The sequence below is a fragment of the Enterobacter asburiae genome (assembly GCF_001521715.1).
In the GTDB taxonomy this organism is placed as follows: domain Bacteria; phylum Pseudomonadota; class Gammaproteobacteria; order Enterobacterales; family Enterobacteriaceae; genus Enterobacter; species Enterobacter asburiae.
In genome coordinates, this window is record NZ_CP011863.1 from 691,750 (window position 1) to 709,764 (window position 18,015).

Consider the following 18,015-nt stretch of genomic DNA (forward strand, 5'->3'; position numbering starts at 1 on the left):
GGTCACTCCTTAGCTTTGGGCGGCTTTGCGTGGAATAAACTCGTTCGCCACGGCTTCGCCCTGAAGCTGAAGCCGCTGCGGCTGCGGAATTTCCGGAATGGCGACATCCAGATGCGGGAATAACAGCTCGCCCACCTTGTACGCCTCTTCCAGATGCGGATAACCGGAGAGAATAAAGCTGTCGATACCCAGGTCAGCGTATTCATTAATCCGGGCGGCTACGGTCGGTCCGTCGCCGACCAGCGCCGTGCCCGCACCGCCGCGCACCAGGCCAACGCCCGCCCACAGGTTCGGGCTGATCTCCAGGTTCTCGCGCTTGCCGTTGTGCAGGGACGCCATTCGGTGCTGTCCGACGGAGTCGGTTTTGGCAAACGCGGCTTGCGCCTTCGCGATGGTCTCATCGTCCAGGTGGGAAATCAGGCGGTCGGCGGCCTGCCAGGCTTCTTCATTGGTTTCGCGCACAATCACGTGCAGGCGAATGCCGAAGCGCACCTTGCGGCCATGGGCGGCCGCCTTAGCGCGGACCTGGGCAATTTTTTCTTTCACCAGCTCAGGCGGTTCGCCCCAGGTCAGATAGAGATCGACCTGCTCTGCCGCCAGATCCTGGGCCACATCCGACGATCCGCCAAAATAGAGCGGCGGGCGCGGCTGCTGCACCGGCGGGAAGTAGAGTTTCGCGTCGCGAACGTGAATATGCTTGCCTTCGAAGGTGACGGTTTCACCTTCCAGCAGACGTCGCCAGACGCGGGTGAACTCGGCGGAGGCTTCATAGCGCTCGGTATGGTCGAGGAACACCCCGTCGCCCGCCAGCTCCTGCGGATCGCTGCCCGTTACCAGGTTAAACAGGGCGCGGCCGTTGGACAGCCTGTCCAGCGTTGCCGCCTGACGCGCCGCCACGGTGGGGGAGACAACGCTCGGGCGTAACGCCACCAGAAACTTCAGACGCTGAGTGACCGGGATCATCGACGCGGCCACCAGCCAGGCATCTTCACATGAACGTCCGGTCGGGATCAGCACCCCGGTGAAACCGATTCGGTCCGCCGCCTGCGCAATCTGCTGCAGGTAGCCGTGGTCAACCGGGCGCGAGCCCTCTTCTGTACCAAGATAGTGTCCATCACCGTGGGTGGGTAAAAACCAGAAAAGATTCAGACTCATGATTTAGCTCCTTCTTTGCCTGCAGGCTGCCAGATGCGTTCGCGAATAGTGACCTGTTTTGGCACCAGGTGGTTTTGATAGAAGAGGTCAGCCGTTTGTTGCTGAAGCGCGGCGACGTGGGCGTCCACGGGCGTAATGGTGGTCGGCGGACGGTGGTTGAGATAGCTCGCGATCACCGGCTCAGGTAAGCCCATGGTTTTCGCCAGCAGGGCAATGCTCTCCTGACGCTGGGTCTGGGTCAGCGCGTCGGCCTGGGTAAAGGTATCCAGTACGCCCTGAATAAATGCGCCGTTCTTTTCCGCATAAGGACGGGCGGCCAGGTAAAACGAGCCGGTCTGCTTCAGCGTGGTACCGTCTTTCAGCACGCGAACGCCGCCCTGCAGCAATGCGGCGGAGTAGTACGGATCCCAGATGGCCCAGGCATCAACGTTCTTCTGCTGGAACGCGGCGCGGGCGTCGGCAGGCGTCAGGTAAACAGGCTGAATGTCAGTGAACTTGAGCCCGGCTTCTTGCAGGGCACGCAGCAGCAGGTTGTGCGAGCTGGAACCTTTCTGGAAAGCCACTTTATGCCCTTTGAGGTCGGCGACGCTTTTAATGTCGCTGTTTTCAGGCACCAGAATCACTTCGGCCTTCGGTTTGGGCGGCTCAACGCCAACATAGACGAGGTCCGCTCCCGCCGCCTGGGCGAATATCGGCGGAATATCACCCGTGCTGCCCAGATCGATACTGCCGACGTTCAGGGCCTCCAGCATCTGCGGGCCAGCCGGGAACTCCACCCACGAGAATTTGGTGTCCGGGAAGCGTTTTTCCAGAAGCTGATGGCTTTTCGCCAGCACCATGCTGACGCTGCCTTTCTGATAGCCAATGCGTAAACTTTCCGGAGCCGTTTCTGCGGCATGGGCCAGCGAGGTAAGCGCCATCAGACCTGCCAGGCCGATGCGGGTTAACGTTTTAAACATGTGCGACTCCTTGAGGCTGACCAAACGCGGGCGCCTGGATATCCCGGCGGTGCAGGGCATGCCAGAAGGTTTCCAGGGCAGTATCGAGGCGGGTTTGCAGGTTCGGCGTAAAATGAGGTTTATGTTGATAATCGATAACCTGGGAGTCATCTGCGAAAACGCCGTGGAGGATCTCCTGCGCTTTCAGCGCGTTCAGCACCGGCTTCAGGGCATAATCCACGGCCAGTAAATGGGCTACCGTACCGCCCGTTGCCATCGGCAGCACAACTTTGCCGTCCAGGGCGCGCTCCGGAAGCAGATCGAGCAGAGTTTTCAGCGCCCCGGAAAAAGAGGCTTTATAAATAGGTGTTGCCACAATTAAGCCGTCAGCGCCGTTAAGCTGCTCGATCAGCGTTTTAAGCGCAGGGCTGTCGAAACGGGCATAGAGCAGATCTTCAGGTTCGAAGTTATGCAGGTTCCAGTGGCACACTTCCACATCCAGGGCATTGAGTTTTTCGCGGGCATATTCCAGCAGGGCGCTGGAGCGCGAAGGGAATCGTGGACTTCCGGCCAGGGTAATGACGCGCATACTTCCTCCTTATAACCAATTGTTTGCTTTTATCTAACATTCATAACAATTTTCAGGAGTGTGACACCGCGCGGTTATTCCACTAAATGATTTATCTGCAATTAAAATGCGAAAAAGTGCATAAGAAATAGATTGGTAGGTAAACGATTGCGTTTTGCGCCGATTTTTTGCCGCAGGTCAATTCCCTTTCGCGCGTGGATCGCCCATAATCCCCTCCCGGTTTGCACACCGGGAATCCAGGAGAGTTCATGTACTACCCCTTCGTTCGTAAAGCCCTTTTCCAGCTCGACCCTGAGCGCGCTCATGAATTTACATTCCAGCAATTACGTCGTATTACCGGAACGCCGCTGGCCGCTCTGGTGCGTCAGAATGTGCCGGAAAAACCTGTGCAGTGCATGGGTCTGACCTTTAAAAATCCGCTGGGTCTGGCGGCCGGTCTGGACAAAAATGGCGAGTGCATTGATGCCCTGGGCGCGATGGGCTTTGGCTCCATTGAAATCGGCACCGTCACGCCGCGTCCGCAGCCGGGAAATGACAAGCCGCGCCTGTTCCGCCTGGTTGAAGCCGAAGGGCTGATCAACCGCATGGGCTTTAATAACCTCGGTGTTGATCACCTGGTTGAGAACGTAAAAAAAGCCCATTTTGACGGGATATTAGGCATCAATATCGGCAAAAATAAAGACACGCCGGTTGAGCAGGGTAAAGATGACTATCTGATTTGTATGGAAAAAGTCTACGCCTATGCCGGTTATATCGCGGTGAATATTTCTTCACCCAATACCCCGGGTCTGCGTTCCTTACAATATGGCGAAGCGCTGGACGATCTTCTGAGTGCCATTAAAAATAAACAAAATGAACTCCAGACGATCCACCATAAATATGTTCCGGTCGCGGTTAAGATCGCCCCGGATCTTTCTCCTGAAGAATTGATCCAGGTTGCCGACAGTTTGGTTCGCCATAATATTGATGGTGTTATTGCGACCAATACCACCCTCGATCGTTCCCTCGTGCAGGGAATGAAAAACTGTGACGAAGCGGGTGGGTTAAGTGGACGTCCGGTGCAATTAAAAAGCACCGAAATTATTCGCGCCCTGTCTGCGGAATTAAAAGGACGTCTGCCAATTATTGGCGTCGGCGGCATTGACTCAGTGATTGCTGCGCGCGAGAAGATGGCGGCGGGTGCATCACTGGTGCAAATCTATTCCGGCTTTATTTTTAAAGGACCGCCGCTGATTAAAGAAATCGTTACTCATATCTAATCTTTTCTCTTAATCAGACAACCAGGGCTTTATTTCCAGCCCTGGTTGTTTTATATTCCGTCACTGTTGCTTATTTAGTCATTATAGTCTTTTATTAATGGTGTTATAAACGAGGCGGCAAACAGGACATTTTTAGTACAGGACGTTTGGGGACGGGAGAGACACATGCGAATTAAACCTGACGATAACTGGCGCTGGTATTTTTGCGACGAGCATGACCGAATGATGCTCGATTTAGCCAATGGCATGTTGTTTCGTTCTCGTTTTGCCCGCCGAATGTTAACCCCGGATGCATTTTCCCCGTCGGGCTTTTGCGTTGACGATGCGGCCCTTTATTTCTCCTTTGAAGAAAAATGCCGCGATCTGGTGCTCTCTAAAGAGCAGCGTGCCGAGCTGGTATTAAATGCGCTGGTGGCTATCCGCTTCCTGAAACCACAAATGCCAAAAAGCTGGCATTTTCTTGCGCATGGTATGAGCTGGACCCCGGCAACGGGTGACGCGGCCAGCGTCAATCTGAGCGATACCGCAGAAGAGGTGAGCCTGCTGGTGGTTGAGCCAGGCGAAAATGCTGCGCTCTGCCTGCTGGCACAGCCCGGCGTAACCATTGCCGGGCGGACGATGCAGCTTGGCGATGCCATTAAAGTGATGAACGACAGGCTGAAGCCGCAGCTGCGCGTAGATTCCTTCAGCCTTGAACAGGCGGTTTAAGCTTCCAGCTGTACGGACGTTTTCGGTATGCAGCTACAGCACAGAATGGTGCCGTCATTTCCAATTGCCGATTTTTTCAGCGCACTGACCTCTCCATCCACCAGCTTGATGCGGCAGCATCCGCAAATGCCTGCGCGACAGGAATAGGGTACGCGAATACCTGCCTGCTCCAGTTGCTCCAGTAATACCTGCTGGTTGTTGCCACGGATGACGTTGCCCTGCCAGTGAATATCTACCGCAGAGGCGACATTCGTCACAACGTCGACCATTTCTTCTTCCTGACCTGAGCCGTACGCTTTTGCAGGCCCTCGGGCAAGAATTTCTACCTCATCACCGACGCGGATTGCGCCGCTGGAGCGCGGGATCAGGTTCTGGCCGAAATCCACATCGCCGTTGTCCTGCGCGGTGCGGAACGACTGCAGCGTCTTAAGCGGTTCGCCGGAAGGGTGCTTCTGGCCTTTCTCAGGGCTCACCGTGGTGAAAATGCAGCGGCTGCAGGGTTTTACGACATCAAAGATGACGCTACCGATGCGGATCACTTTCCAGGTGTCTTCTTCCCAGGCGTCGGCGCCCGTGACCACCAGGTTCGGACGGAACTGTTCCATCTGAACGCTGGCCTTGCAGCGGCCTTGTAAATCACGCAGCGAGGCTTCGTTAGTCAGCAGGAACGGGAAACCATCGGCGAAGGAGAGAGGAACGGCTTCATGGCGCTTCACGCGACGCGTCAGTTCAGGACCTACCCAGCGCAGCTGCACGTCGCGAGAGAAGAAACCGCTCAGCCAGCGGCTAATCTCATCCGGGGCGATGCGCGCGGTAAAATGATTGCCCCACACTTCCGTTGGCGCATCGACAGGCGCAAAATCAGCAAAGCGAATGACCGCACTGGAACCGTCCGGCGCGGTAAGGTGCAAACCGTCATGAAGCGGGGAAGGGGTAAAGCGAACCATCTGCGGGAACTGGCGTGCGGTAATGAACGTGCCGTCAGGCTCGGTGACCATAAAAATACGATCGAAGGCGAATCCGCTCATGTCGGCCAGCGCGTGAGAGACGCCGATGCCGCGCATGGATTTCACCGGATGGATAAAAAGCCTGGATAACGTCGCCACTGCACACTCCCACAAATGAAAATAAGCCTTCAACTTTATGACATACACGCCATATTAGCTATAATGCGCGACAATTTTCTAAGAGTAAAAGTGACGATATGAATTCTCTGTTTGCCAGTACGGCCCGTGGGCTGGAAGAGCTGTTAAAAACTGAACTGGAAAGCCTGGGTGCACAAGAGTGCCAGGTGGTTCAGGGTGGTGTCCATTTTGAGGGCGACACGCGGCTTATTTACCAGAGCCTGATGTGGAGCCGTCTGGCGTCGCGCATCATGCTGCCGATGAAGGAGTGCAAGGTCTATAGCGACCTGGACCTCTATACCGGCGTACAGATGATCGACTGGACAGAGATCTTTACGCCCAATGCCACCTTTGCGGTGCATTTCAACGGCGTGAACGACGAGATCCGCAACAGCCAGTACGGTGCCCTTCGTGTAAAAGACGCCATTGTGGACTGCTTCACGCGTAAAAATAAGGAACGTCCGAACGTCGATCGCGAAAATCCGGATCTGCGTATTAACGTCTGGTTGAACGGCGACACGGCGAGTATTTCTCTCGATCTGAGCGGCGCAGGCCTGCACCTGCGCGGCTACCGCGATCGTACCGGTATGGCGCCAATTAAAGAAACGCTGGCTGCCGCCATCGTCATGCGCTCCGGCTGGCAGCCGGGCACGCCGCTGCTCGATCCGATGTGTGGTTCCGGTACGTTGCTGATTGAAGCGGCCATGCTGGCAACCGACCGCGCGCCGGGCCTGCATCGCGGCCACTGGGGCTTTAAAGGCTGGGCGCAGCACGACGAAGCGATCTGGAAAGAGGTCAAAGACGACGCGCAGACCCGCGCGCGCAAAGGTCTGGCGGAGTACACCTCCCACTTCTACGGTTCGGACAGCGACCCGCGCGTCATTGAACGCGCGCGCAGCAACGCCCGTCGCGCCGGTATCGGCGAGCTGGTCACCTTCGAGGTGAAAGACGTGGCGAACCTGACTAACCCGCTGCCAAAAGGCCCGTACGGAACCGTGATCAGCAACCCGCCATACGGCGAGCGTCTGGACAGCGAACCGGCGCTGATTGCCCTGCACAGCCTGCTGGGCCGCAATATGAAGGACTACTTCGGCGGCTGGAACCTGTCTCTGTTTAGCGCCTCGCCGGAGCTGCTGAGCTGCCTGCAGCTGCGTGCCGATCGCCAGTTTAAAGCGAAAAACGGCCCGCTGGACTGCGTGCAGAAAAACTACCATCTGGCGGAGAAAGCGGCGGACAGTAAGCCATCCGGCGTGGCGGAAGATTACGCCAACCGCCTGCGCAAGAACCTGAAAAAATATGAGAAGTGGGCGAAGCAGGAAGGGATTGAATGTTACCGCCTTTACGACGCCGACCTGCCGGAGTACAACGTGGCCGTTGACCGCTACGCGGACTGGGTGGTGATTCAGGAATATGCGCCACCGAAAACCATCGATGCGCAAAAAGCGCGTCAGCGCATGCTGGACGTCATTGCGGCGACCATCGCCGTGCTCGGCATCACGCCGAACAAGCTGGTGCTGAAAACCCGCGAGCGCCAAAAAGGGAAAAACCAGTACCAGAAGATGAATGAGAAGGGCGATTTTATCGAAGTGGGCGAGTACAACGCCCGCCTGTGGGTAAACCTGACCGACTATCTGGATACCGGCCTGTTCCTTGACCACCGTATCGCCCGTCGCATGCTGGGACAGATGAGCAAGGGCAAAGATTTCCTCAACCTGTTCTCCTATACCGGCAGCGCGAGCGTGCATGCGGGTCTGGGCGGCGCGCGGAGCACCACCACGGTGGATATGTCCCGCACCTATCTGGAGTGGGCGGAGCGCAACCTGCGTCTTAACGGGCTGACCGGACGTCAGCACCGCCTGATGCAGGCCGACGTGCTGGGCTGGCTGCGTGAAACCGACGAGCAGTTCGACCTGATCTTTATCGATCCGCCGACCTTCTCCAACTCCAAGCGTATGGAAGACAGCTTTGACGTACAGCGCGATCATCTGCGCCTGATGACCGACCTGAAGCGCCTGCTGCGCAAGGGCGGCACCATTATGTTCTCGAACAACAAACGCGGCTTCCGTATGGATCATGACGGCTTAGCAGCCCTGGGACTGAAAGCACAAGAAATCAGCCAAAAAACGCTGTCTCAGGACTTTGCCCGTAACCGTCAAATTCATAACTGCTGGTTGATTACCGCGGTCTGAAAGGAAAAATAAATGTCATTAATTAGCATGCACGGCGCGTGGCTCTCTTTTAGCGATGCGCCACTTCTCGATGATACTGAACTGCATATTGAAGACAACGAACGCGTCTGTCTTGTAGGCCGTAACGGCGCGGGTAAATCCACGCTGATGAAAATCCTCAACCGTGAACAGGGCCTGGATGACGGCCGTATTGTTTACGAACAGGATCTGATTGTTTCCCGTCTGCAGCAGGACCCTCCTCGTAACGTGGCGGGTACCGTTTATGATTTCGTTGCAGAAGGGATTTCTGAGCAGGCTGAATACCTGAAGGGCTATCATGAGATTTCGCATCTGGTGATGACCGACCCAAGTGAAAAAAATCTCAATGAGATGGCACGCCTGCAGGAGCTTCTGGATCATCACGGTCTGTGGCAGCTTGAAAGCCGTATCACCGAAGTGCTGGAGCAGTTAGGTCTGGATGCGGATATGGAGCTGTCGGCGCTCTCCGGCGGCTGGCTGCGTAAAGCGGCGCTTGGCCGCGCGCTGGTCAGCGGCCCGAAGGTGCTGTTGCTGGATGAACCGACCAACCACCTGGATATCGAAGCGATTGACTGGCTGGAAGGGTTCCTGAAGACCTTTAACGGTACCATTATTTTCATCTCACACGACCGTTCGTTTATCCGCAACATGGCGACGCGTATTGTCGATCTCGATCGCGGCAAGCTGGTCACCTATCCTGGCGATTACGATACCTATCTGCTGGAAAAAGAAGAAAACCTGCGCGTGGAAGAGCTGCAAAATGCGGAGTTTGACCGCAAGCTGGCACAGGAAGAGGTCTGGATCCGTCAGGGTATTAAAGCCCGCCGTACCCGTAACGAAGGCCGCGTGCGTGCACTGAAGGCGATGCGTAACGAGCGCAGCGCTCGCCGTGAAGTGATGGGAAGTGCAAAGATGCAGGTCGAAGAGGCATCCCGCTCCGGTAAGATTGTCTTTGAAATGGAAAATGTCGATTACCAGGTCGATGGAAAAATTCTGGTGAAAGACTTCTCCGCTCAGGTGCAGCGTGGCGATAAAATTGCCCTCATTGGCCCGAACGGCTGTGGTAAAACCACGCTGCTCAAGCTGATGCTCGGTCAGCTGCAGGCTGACAGCGGCCGTGTTCACTGCGGGACTAAGCTGGAAGTGGCCTATTTTGACCAGCACCGTGCGGAGTTGGATCCGGACCGCACGGTGATGGACAACCTCGCCGAAGGCAAGCAAGAGGTGATGGTAAACGGCAAGCCGCGACACGTGCTGGGCTATCTGCAGGACTTCCTGTTCCATCCGAAACGCGCGATGACACCTGTGCGTGCGTTATCTGGCGGAGAGCGTAATCGTCTGCTGCTGGCGCGTCTGTTCCTGAAACCAAGTAACCTGTTGATTCTCGATGAACCAACGAACGACCTGGATGTCGAAACGCTGGAATTACTCGAAGAACTGATTGACGGTTATCAGGGGACCGTGATGCTGGTTAGCCACGATCGTCAGTTTGTGGATAACACCGTAACCGAGTGCTGGATCTTCGAAGGTGAAGGGCGAATTGGACAATACGTAGGCGGTTATCACGATGCAAAAGGACAGCAATCGCAGTCTCTGGCGCAGAAACAGTCAAAGTCCAAAATAAGTTCAGAACCTGCTGTAACAAAAGCAGAAACTGTCAAGAAAACCTCGGCTAAACTAAGCTATAACCTGCAGCGCGAACTGGAGGGGCTACCGCAGCGTCTTGAAGAGCTGGAGGCCGCGCTTGAGGATCTGCAAAAACAGGTTGCTGATGCGTCATTCTTTACCCAATCGCATGACTATACTCAGAAAGTACTGGCTGAACTGTCCGCGGCTGAAAAAGCCCTGGAAGAAGCATTTGAGCGCTGGGAGTACCTTGAGTCTCTGAAAAACGGCGCATAAACAGGGATAACATATGTGTGACCAGCACCATGCCGACAGGCATATTTTATGCTCGCAATGCGATATGCTCGTGGCGTTGCCAGAGCTTGGTCACGGACATAAAGCCCTGTGTCCACGTTGCGGCGCAACGTTGACAACCGAGTGGGACGCGCCGCGGCAGCGTCCCACTGCTTATGCTCTTGCAGCGCTGTTCATGCTGCTGCTCTCCAACCTCTTCCCCTTCATCTATATGAAGGTGGGGGGGATAACCAGCCAGGTGGATTTGCTTGAAATCCCGGGCGTGATGTTCTCGGAAGATTACGCCAGCCTCGGCACCTTTTTTCTCCTGTTTGTCCAGATAGTCCCGGCTTTTTGCCTGGTCGTTATCCTTTTGCTGGTCAACCGCGTCAGGATGCCCTCATCACTGAAAATCCGGCTCGCGCGTATCCTTTTTCAGCTCAAAAGCTGGGGCATGGCCGAGATCTTTCTGGCGGGCATTCTGGTCAGTTTCGTGAAGCTCATGGCGTACGGCGACGTGGGGATCGGCAGCAGCTTTATTCCGTGGTGCCTGTACTGTGTCCTGCAGCTGCGTGCCTTCCAGTGCGTGGACAGGCGCTGGGCGTGGGATGATATAGCCCCGGCACCGACGCTTGCGCAGACGGTAAAAGTCGGCGTGCCCGGTATTCGTCAGGGGCTGCGTTCCTGCCCATGCTGTACCGCCGTGCTGCCCGCCGATCTCGACGTTTGTCCGCGCTGCGAAACGAAAGGTTACGTACGCCGTAAAAATAGCCTGCAGTGGACGATGGCGCTGCTGGTTACCTCCATCATGCTGTATCTGCCTGCCAATATTCTACCGATCATGATCACCGATTTGCTCGGCGACAAAATGCCCTCGACGATCCTGGCCGGGGTGATACTGCTGTGGGGCGAAGGTTCCTATCCTGTTGCCGGCGTGATCTTTATCGCCAGTATTATGGTGCCAACCTTAAAAATGATCGCCATCGCCTGGCTCTGTTGGGATGCGAAGGGGCATGGAAAACGCGACAGCGAACGCATGCACCTGATTTATGAAGTGGTCGAGTTTGTCGGACGCTGGTCAATGATTGACGTGTTTGTCATCGCCATTCTCTCTGCACTGGTGCGGATGGGCGGTTTGATGAGTATTTATCCCGCGATGGGGGCTTTAATGTTTGCACTGGTCGTGATTATGACCATGTTTGCGGCCATGACCTTCGACCCTCGTTTATCGTGGGATCGTGAGCCTGAATCAAGCCATGAGGAAGAGTAAGAGCATGGAAAATAAGAGTGGAGAGGCGAAAGTGCAGAAGGTCAAAAACTGGTCGCCGGTGTGGATTTTCCCCATCGTGACCGCGCTGATCGGTGCATGGATCCTGTTTTATCATTACAGCCATCAGGGACCGGAAGTCACGCTGATAACCACCAATGCCGAGGGGATTGAGGGCGGTAAAACGACCATCAAAAGCCGTAGCGTGGATGTGGGCGTGGTCGAAAGCGCAACCCTGACCGACGATTTAACCCATGTGGAAATTAAGGCGCGCCTTAATGCCGGCATGGAAAAACTGCTGCATGGCGATTCCGTTTTCTGGGTCGTTAAACCGCAGGTGGGACGTGAAGGGATCAGCGGCTTAGGGACGCTGCTCTCCGGGGCCTATATTGAACTGCAGCCCGGCACGAAGGGTAGCCAGCCTGGAAAATACCAGCTTCTGGATTCACCGCCGCTTGCGCCGCCTGATGCCAAGGGTATCCGCGTGATCCTCGACAGCAAAAAAGCGGGCCAGCTCACGGCGGGCGATCCGGTACTGTTCCGCGGCTACCGCGTCGGTTCCGTTGAAACCAGCACCTTCGATGCGCAAAAGCGTACCATTAGCTATCAGCTTTTCATCAATGCGCCAAACGATCGTCTGGTGACCAGCAACGTTCGCTTCTGGAAGGACAGCGGGATCGCGGTCGATCTTACGTCGGCGGGGATGCGCGTTGAGATGGGATCATTAACCACGCTGTTTGGCGGCGGGGTGAGCTTTGATGTGCCGGAAGGGCAGGATCTCGGGCAGCCGGTTGCGGAGAAAACGGCGTTCAGACTCTTTGACGATCAGCGAAGCATTCAGGACGCGCTCTATACCGATCACATTGACTTCCTGATGTTCTTTAAAGACTCCGTTCGCGGCCTGCAGCCGGGCGCGCCCGTTGAGTTCCGCGGTATTCGTCTTGGTACGGTGGGACAAGTTCCGTTCTTTGTACCCGGCCTGAGCCAGATGCTGGACGATGATTATCGTATTCCGGTGCTGATTCGCATCGAGCCGGAGCGTCTGCTGAACCAGATTGGCGAGAACCAGGATATCGCGGCGCATATTAACGAACTGATGAACCGTGGTCTGCGCGGGTCGCTGAAAACGGGTAACCTGGTGACGGGTGCGCTGTATGTGGATATGGACTTCTACCCGAAAGCACCGCCGATTACCGGTATTCGTGAATTCGGTGGCTACAAGATCATCCCAACGGTGAGCAGCGGTCTGGCTCAGATCCAGCAGCGCCTGATGGAGACGCTGGATAAGATCAACAATCTGCCACTGAATCCGATGATTGAAGCGGCGACGAACTCTCTGAGCGAAAGCCAGGCAACGATGCGTCGTCTGCAAACCACGCTGGATAATATCAACAAGATCACGGCGAGCCAGAGTATGCAGCAGCTGCCGCAGGATATGCAGAAAACGCTGCGTGAGCTGAACCGCAGTATGCAGGGCTTCCAGCCGGGTTCAGCGGCCTACAACAAGATGGTGGCAGATATGCAGCGTCTTGATCAGGTCTTGCGTGAACTGCAGCCGGTGCTGAAAACGCTCAACGAGAAGAGCAACGCGCTGGTGTTCGAAGCGAAAGATAAAAAGGATCCTGAGCCGAAGAGGGCAAAAGAATGAAAAAGTGGCTATTGATGGTTGGCGCTCTGCTGTTAACGGCGTGCAGTTCAGGGGTAGATAATAAAAGCTACTATCAGCTGCCTGTGGCTACCCACAGCGGTGGGCAAAGCACGACCAGCCAGGGAAGCCGCCAGCTATGGGTTGAGCAGGTTGCCGTGCCGGATTATCTGGCAGGAAACGGCGTGGTCTATCAGACCAGCGACGTTAAATATGTGATTGCGACGAACAACCTGTGGGCCAGCCCGCTGGATCAGCAGCTGCGCAACACGCTGGTGGCCAATCTGGGCAGTCAGCTTCCGGGCTGGGTTGTTGCGTCGCAGCCGCTGGGTAACGACCAGGATACGCTTAACGTCACGGTAACGGGCTTCCACGGCCGTTATGACGGTGCGGTGGTGATTAGCGGGGAGTGGTTGCTGAACCATCAGGGGCAGCTGATTAAGCGTCCTTTCCATCTGGAGCTGAAGCAGCAGAAAGATGGCTATGACGAAATGGTGAAAGTTCTGGCTCAGGGTTGGGCACAGGAGTCGGCCAGCATCGCGAGAGAAATTTCCCGGCTGCCATAAGTAAAATTCATCATCAAAAACCGCAGTTGGCCTGTTGCTGATTGCGGTTTTTTTTCGTTTTCAGTTCAGTTTGTTACTTGTGCCACGTCACAATTTTTGTACAAATGAACTTCCAGCTAGCTCACAAATATGACACCCGTATGAATTTTGAACATTGACGATGCGACTAATTCGGGGTATTCGTTATCTGTGCCTGTGCATTTAGTGCAGACACTGTTTTCTTTCCACCAGACAAAAGAATGAGGGAAACGAGGCATGAAGAGACAGAAACGAGATCGCCTGGAACGGGCTCATCAACGTGGTTATCAGGCCGGCATCGCTGGACGTTCTAAAGAAATGTGTCCTTATCAGACGATAAATCAAAGGTCACAATGGCTTGGAGGCTGGCGAGAAGCCATCGGCGACAGGGCACTCATAGCCTGATAACGTCTCTTTCAAAAAAGAAACCTCCGCAATGCGGAGGTTTCGCCTTTCTGGGGGGTGCCAAAAGCACGATCAGAAAGCTGAAGTATCCTGGAACAGGCCAACTTTCAGGTCGCTTGCGCTATAGATCAGACGACCGTCGACCAGCACTTCGCCATCTGCCAGGCCCATAATCAGGCGGCGGTTAACGATGCGCTTGAAGTGAATACGATAGGTCACTTTCTTCGCCGTAGGCAGAACCTGGCCAGTAAATTTTACTTCGCCCACGCCCAGCGCGCGGCCTTTACCTTCGCCGCCCAGCCAGCCCAGATAGAAGCCAACCAGCTGCCACATGGCATCTAGGCCCAGACAGCCAGGCATTACCGGATCGCCAATAAAGTGGCAACCGAAGAACCACAGGTCCGGGTTGATATCGAGTTCTGCTTCTACGTAACCCTTATCAAAGTTGCCGCCGGTTTCGGTCATTTTCACGACACGGTCCATCATCAGCATGTTCGGGGCCGGTAACTGTGGGCCTTTAGCGCCAAACAGTTCACCGCGACCAGAGGCAAGAAGATCTTCTTTTGTATAGGATTCGCGTTTATCTACCATGTTCTCAGTAAGCCTTATTTTAGTGAAGGACGCAGGATAGCTAACACGTGTACGCTGAACAAGTCCGATCAGTTCGAACTAAACCAGCCCAGCCAGCGTAACGGCCATGGATAACGATGGCGAGCATCCTGCTGTGTCGCCTGAGCTATGCGCTCCTGGATAGTCTGCATCAGGGTAGTTTGCCCTTCGCCATCCCAAACCAGATTTGTCAGTAAGGGTAGCGCATCCTCAATCCCTTCGATGGCCCAGATGGCGAATTGCTCTTGCTCAACCGCATCCAGAATATCCTGACTGAGGCTCAAATGGCGTGCGTTGGGAGCAGGAATAATCACACCCTGTTTGCCGTTTAAACCGCGCTGCTGACAGATAGAGAAGAAGCCTTCAATTTTTTCGTTGAGGCCTCCCACTGGCTGTGCACGACCGAACTGATCCACCGAACCGGTGATCGCGATGTTCTGATTGATGGGCACTTCCGCCAGGGCGCTGATTAAGGCGCACAGCTCGGCCATAGAGGCGCTATCGCCATCCACTTCGCTGTAGGACTGCTCAAACGTCAGCGAGGCGGAGAAGGGGATCTGTTGCTCAAGCTGCAGCTCTGACATCAAAAACGCCTGCATGATCATCATGCCTTTCGCGTGAATGTTGCCGCCCAGCTCGGCTTTTCGTTCAATATCGGTGAACTCGCCATCGCCAATGTGCACAACGCAGCTGATACGGGACGGTTCCCCGAATGCGCGCGGATGACCGGGAAATTCAATCACCGACAGGGCGTTGATCTGCCCGACGCGTTCGCCTTCGGTTTCCACCAGAATTTGTTCCAGCAGAATTTCATCCTGTATACGGTCGGCAAGATAGCCTTCTCGCCACTCACGCTGAGCCAGCATCTGAGTGAGCTGTTCGCCGGTGAACGCCCCGTTACCGCTGATCACACCCACTTCACGCAGCTGTTTGCCGATCCAGAGCGGGCAAAGCGGCAGCGTTTCCTGGTCACCGGTGTAGCGTACCGCTTCACGTATTAAGCCCGGCCACGCGTCAGCCGCAGGGGTTGGCAGCGCAAAACGTTCAGCAACGGCCATAACCCACTGGCACCACTGCGCCATATCGTCGGCGTCAGCAATCTGGGTGTTGTCTTCGTATTCGCTATACACCGCCTGCTCAGCGAGTTCTGGCTCCATTTCCTGGAAGTCCGCCAGCGATTCACGGTCGCCCGTCAGCACGACGGTCAGCGACAACGGCATAGACGGAACAGAGACAGGCAGAGGACGAGACTCATCGTAGCCGACCCAGTCGAAACGCTGCTGGTGGACGATGGTTTTCAGACGCATCCACAGCAGCGGCTGCGAGAGCAGGGTACGCAGTGAGATGATGAGAACACCGCCATTTGCGCGATGTACCAGCCCCGGCTGCAGCGAAAGTTCGCCATTAAACTGGCGCAGACAACCAAAGAGTTGTTCCGCCTCGACCCAGTTAGCGGTAATCACTTCGCCCTTAGCGGCAAAACGGCCATCGGCCTGCGCCGCCGGTTCGAAAGTGACATCATGTCCCGCAATACGATACTGGCCGCCAAAAACTGCGTTCGCTTCCGGCTTCAGCTGGCGCACGGCATCACCGAGCAGCGTCAGGTATTCCGCTTCTTCCGGGGCCTTGAGCAGCATGAAGGGCGCTGTTGCCCATGGGCTTAACACCTGCTCCAGCGCATAATGCAAACGAGGCTGCGTATCGCTAAGGATGAATTCGTGTTCTTTTGCGAGTTCGGGCTGTGCAAACAGTTCCTGGTAACTTTCGGTATCCGGAACAAGGTCACGCCATGCAAGTTTCGTAATGGTCAAAGTTGATGTTTTTTAGTCAGATGTAAAAGCGTTGAGTATACCGTAAGCGGGGGGCTGTACCCAAGCAGGATTGGGGATTTCGACAGGGCGATTGGATGCATTCACTCACAGGATATGATTTCTTTTCAGCAGATTGCTAAAAAACTGATATTCTGAACAGAGTTACGTGGTAACACTGAGATCGCAATGAAATATCAACAACTGGAAAATCTCGAAAGCGGCTGGAAATGGAAGTACCTGGTCAAAAAGCACCGTGAAGGGGAGCTGATCACCTGCTACGTCGAAGCCAGCGCTGCGCAAGAAGCCGTGGATATTTTGCTGACCCTCGAAAATGAACCGGTACAGGTTAACAGCTGGATTGAGAAACACATCAATCCCGCGTTGTTAAACCGGATGAAGCAAACTATCCGCGCGCGACGCAAACGGCATTTTAATGCTGAGCATCAGCACACACGCAAAAAATCAATCGACCTGGAGTTCGTTGTCTGGCAACGCCTGGCTGGTCTGGCACAACGACGGGGCAAAACGCTTTCGGAAACCATCGTGCAGCTGATTGAGGATGCCGAACATAAAGAGAAGTACGCCAACCAGATGTCGACGCTGAAGAACGACCTTCAGGCTCTGTTGGGTAAAAAATAGATTTTTCTTTTCTTCAGACAATAAAAAACCCCGCATGGCGGGGTTTTTTTATAAGACGATAACTTATGCCGCTGGCTGAGTTACAACGTCTTTGATGCCTTTAACTTCGATCTCTACGCGACGATCTGGAGCCAGGCAGTCGATCAGTGCAGCGCGAGCTTTCACGTTGTCACAGGTGTTGCCAGTAACTGGGTTAGATTCGCCCATACCACGTGGGGAGATCTTGTTAGCTGGGATACCTTTAGAGATCAGGTAATCAACAACAGACTGAGCACGTTTCTCAGACAGTTTCTGGTTGTAAGCGTCAGAACCGATACGGTCGGTGAAGCCCAGAACCACTACGGAACCGTCTTTAGGATCCAGGTTGCTCAGCTGAGAGTACAGCTGATCCAGTGCCTGCTGGCCTTCTGGTTTCAGAGTCGCTTTGTTGAAGTTGAACAGAACGTCAGACTTCAGAGTGAAGTGCTTGGTCTGTACTTCTGGAGCTGGAGCCGGCGCTGGAGCAACAACTGGAGCTGCTTCTTCCTGCTGGCCGAAACGGTAGGAAACACCTACGCTCAGCATGCCGTTGTCTGGACGAACACCAACGGTGTTGCCGTCGCCGATGTTGTTAACCCACTGGTATTCCAGACGGGTAGCGATGTCACGGGTCATAGCCCACTCAACGCCACCAGCGAATACTGGGGAAACACCGGTGTCATGGTTGTCACCAGAAATGTTGTTGCTGGAATCTGCGCGCCATACCATGCCGCCCAGACGGGTGTACACGTCCAGATCGTCAGTGATTGGGTAGCCCAGTTTAGCGGTCAGCTGAACGCCCTGTGCTTTGAAAGCGCCGTTGATGGTGTCGCCTTTGTATGGCATACGACCTAACCAGTCGTAACCCATTTCAAAACCAACATACGGGTTAACCTGATAGCCACCGAACGCACCTGCACCAAGCTGGCTCTCGTGAGTTGGGCCATCATTGTTCAGGCTGCTGTTGTACCAGCCGGTGTCGTGGAACTGAGACCAGCCCAGTTTACCACCTGCATACCAGGTATTATCTTTCGGAGCGGCCTGCGCTACGGTAGCGAAGCCAGCCAGTGCCACTGCAATCGCGATAGCTGTCTTTTTCATTTTTTGCGCCTCGTTATCATCCAAAATTCGCCATGAAAGTCTCAGGAGAGAATCACG

At 55.0% G+C, this 18,015-nt stretch carries 16 protein-coding genes; 9 read left to right on the top strand and 7 right to left on the bottom strand.

Annotated features, from left to right (window positions below; genetic code table 11):
• Positions 1-9: 9 nt before the first annotated feature.
• Genes ssuD through ssuE form a run of 3 tightly spaced genes read right to left on the bottom strand, consistent with a single transcriptional unit; the run spans position 10 to position 2,682 of the window.
• Positions 10-1,155 carry an FMNH2-dependent alkanesulfonate monooxygenase gene (gene ssuD / locus ACJ69_RS03350; protein ID WP_029739512.1) on the bottom strand — a complete coding sequence of 382 codons (1,146 nt, stop codon included), beginning with the start codon at positions 1,153-1,155 and terminating at the stop codon, positions 10-12.
• Positions 1,152-2,114, bottom strand: a complete 963-nt coding sequence (locus tag ACJ69_RS03355; protein ID WP_032638812.1) for a sulfonate ABC transporter substrate-binding protein — start codon at positions 2,112-2,114, stop codon at positions 1,152-1,154. Before ACJ69_RS03355 ends, ssuD begins: the two co-directional genes overlap by 4 nt.
• On the bottom strand, positions 2,107-2,682 hold the full coding sequence (gene ssuE / locus ACJ69_RS03360) for an NADPH-dependent FMN reductase (RefSeq protein ID WP_059346431.1): 576 nt from the start codon (positions 2,680-2,682) through the stop codon (positions 2,107-2,109). Before ssuE ends, ACJ69_RS03355 begins: the two co-directional genes overlap by 8 nt.
• Positions 2,683-2,930: 248 nt before the next feature.
• On the opposite strand from ssuE, the gene pyrD reads away from it, so the two are divergent.
• Together pyrD and zapC are read left to right on the top strand one after the other, a co-directional pair.
• Complete coding sequence (gene pyrD, locus ACJ69_RS03365; RefSeq protein ID WP_023311019.1) at positions 2,931-3,941, top strand: quinone-dependent dihydroorotate dehydrogenase; 1,011 nt, start codon at positions 2,931-2,933, stop codon at positions 3,939-3,941.
• A gap of 165 nt (positions 3,942-4,106) precedes the next feature.
• Complete coding sequence (gene zapC / locus ACJ69_RS03370; protein ID WP_023311020.1) at positions 4,107-4,649, top strand: cell division protein ZapC; 543 nt, start codon at positions 4,107-4,109, stop codon at positions 4,647-4,649.
• Here the strand turns inward: zapC and ACJ69_RS03375 are convergent.
• Complete coding sequence (locus tag ACJ69_RS03375; RefSeq protein ID WP_054830022.1) at positions 4,646-5,755, bottom strand: YcbX family protein; 1,110 nt, start codon at positions 5,753-5,755, stop codon at positions 4,646-4,648. The genes zapC and ACJ69_RS03375 overlap by 4 nt on opposite strands.
• A 98-nt stretch (positions 5,756-5,853) precedes the next feature.
• On the opposite strand from ACJ69_RS03375, the gene rlmKL reads away from it, so the two are divergent.
• The 6 genes from rlmKL to rmf all read left to right on the top strand — a co-directional run bounded on the left by rlmKL (position 5,854) and on the right by rmf (position 13,780).
• Positions 5,854-7,962, top strand: a complete 2,109-nt coding sequence (gene rlmKL / locus ACJ69_RS03380; protein ID WP_059346432.1) for a bifunctional 23S rRNA (guanine(2069)-N(7))-methyltransferase RlmK/23S rRNA (guanine(2445)-N(2))-methyltransferase RlmL — start codon at positions 5,854-5,856, stop codon at positions 7,960-7,962.
• A 12-nt stretch (positions 7,963-7,974) separates the two neighbouring features.
• Complete coding sequence (locus ACJ69_RS03385; RefSeq protein WP_059346433.1) at positions 7,975-9,882, top strand: ABC transporter ATP-binding protein; 1,908 nt, start codon at positions 7,975-7,977, stop codon at positions 9,880-9,882.
• A 13-nt stretch (positions 9,883-9,895) separates the two neighbouring features.
• Complete coding sequence (gene pqiA, locus ACJ69_RS03390; protein WP_059346434.1) at positions 9,896-11,149, top strand: membrane integrity-associated transporter subunit PqiA; 1,254 nt, start codon at positions 9,896-9,898, stop codon at positions 11,147-11,149.
• Between the two features lie 4 nt (positions 11,150-11,153).
• A complete protein-coding gene (gene pqiB / locus ACJ69_RS03395; RefSeq protein ID WP_023311025.1) occupies positions 11,154-12,794 on the top strand; it encodes an intermembrane transport protein PqiB in 1,641 nt (546 codons plus the stop codon).
• On the top strand, positions 12,791-13,357 hold the full coding sequence (pqiC, locus tag ACJ69_RS03400) for a membrane integrity-associated transporter subunit PqiC (RefSeq protein ID WP_045354504.1): 567 nt from the start codon (positions 12,791-12,793) through the stop codon (positions 13,355-13,357). Before pqiB ends, pqiC begins: the two co-directional genes overlap by 4 nt.
• 255 nt (positions 13,358-13,612) lie before the next feature.
• Positions 13,613-13,780, top strand: a complete 168-nt coding sequence (gene rmf, locus ACJ69_RS03405) for a ribosome modulation factor (RefSeq protein ID WP_013097261.1) — start codon at positions 13,613-13,615, stop codon at positions 13,778-13,780.
• 72 nt (positions 13,781-13,852) lie between these two features.
• On the opposite strand, the gene fabA is transcribed toward rmf, so the two are convergent.
• Complete coding sequence (fabA, locus tag ACJ69_RS03410; protein WP_008499931.1) at positions 13,853-14,371, bottom strand: 3-hydroxyacyl-[acyl-carrier-protein] dehydratase FabA; 519 nt, start codon at positions 14,369-14,371, stop codon at positions 13,853-13,855.
• Between the two features lie 68 nt (positions 14,372-14,439).
• Positions 14,440-16,200, bottom strand: a complete 1,761-nt coding sequence (locus ACJ69_RS03415) for an AAA family ATPase (RefSeq protein ID WP_059346435.1) — start codon at positions 16,198-16,200, stop codon at positions 14,440-14,442.
• 186 nt (positions 16,201-16,386) lie between these two features.
• Between ACJ69_RS03415 and matP the strand changes: the two genes are divergently transcribed.
• The gene (gene matP / locus ACJ69_RS03420; RefSeq protein WP_038417562.1) at positions 16,387-16,839 is read left to right on the top strand and encodes a macrodomain Ter protein MatP; all 453 of its coding nucleotides are present in this window, start codon (positions 16,387-16,389) and stop codon (positions 16,837-16,839) included.
• A gap of 63 nt (positions 16,840-16,902) precedes the next feature.
• Here matP and ompA read toward each other — a convergent pair whose 3' ends face one another.
• Positions 16,903-17,958: a porin OmpA gene (gene ompA / locus ACJ69_RS03425; protein WP_115504044.1), complete on the bottom strand. Its 1,056-nt coding sequence runs from the start codon at positions 17,956-17,958 to the stop codon at positions 16,903-16,905.
• Between the last annotated feature and the right edge of the window lie 57 nt (positions 17,959-18,015).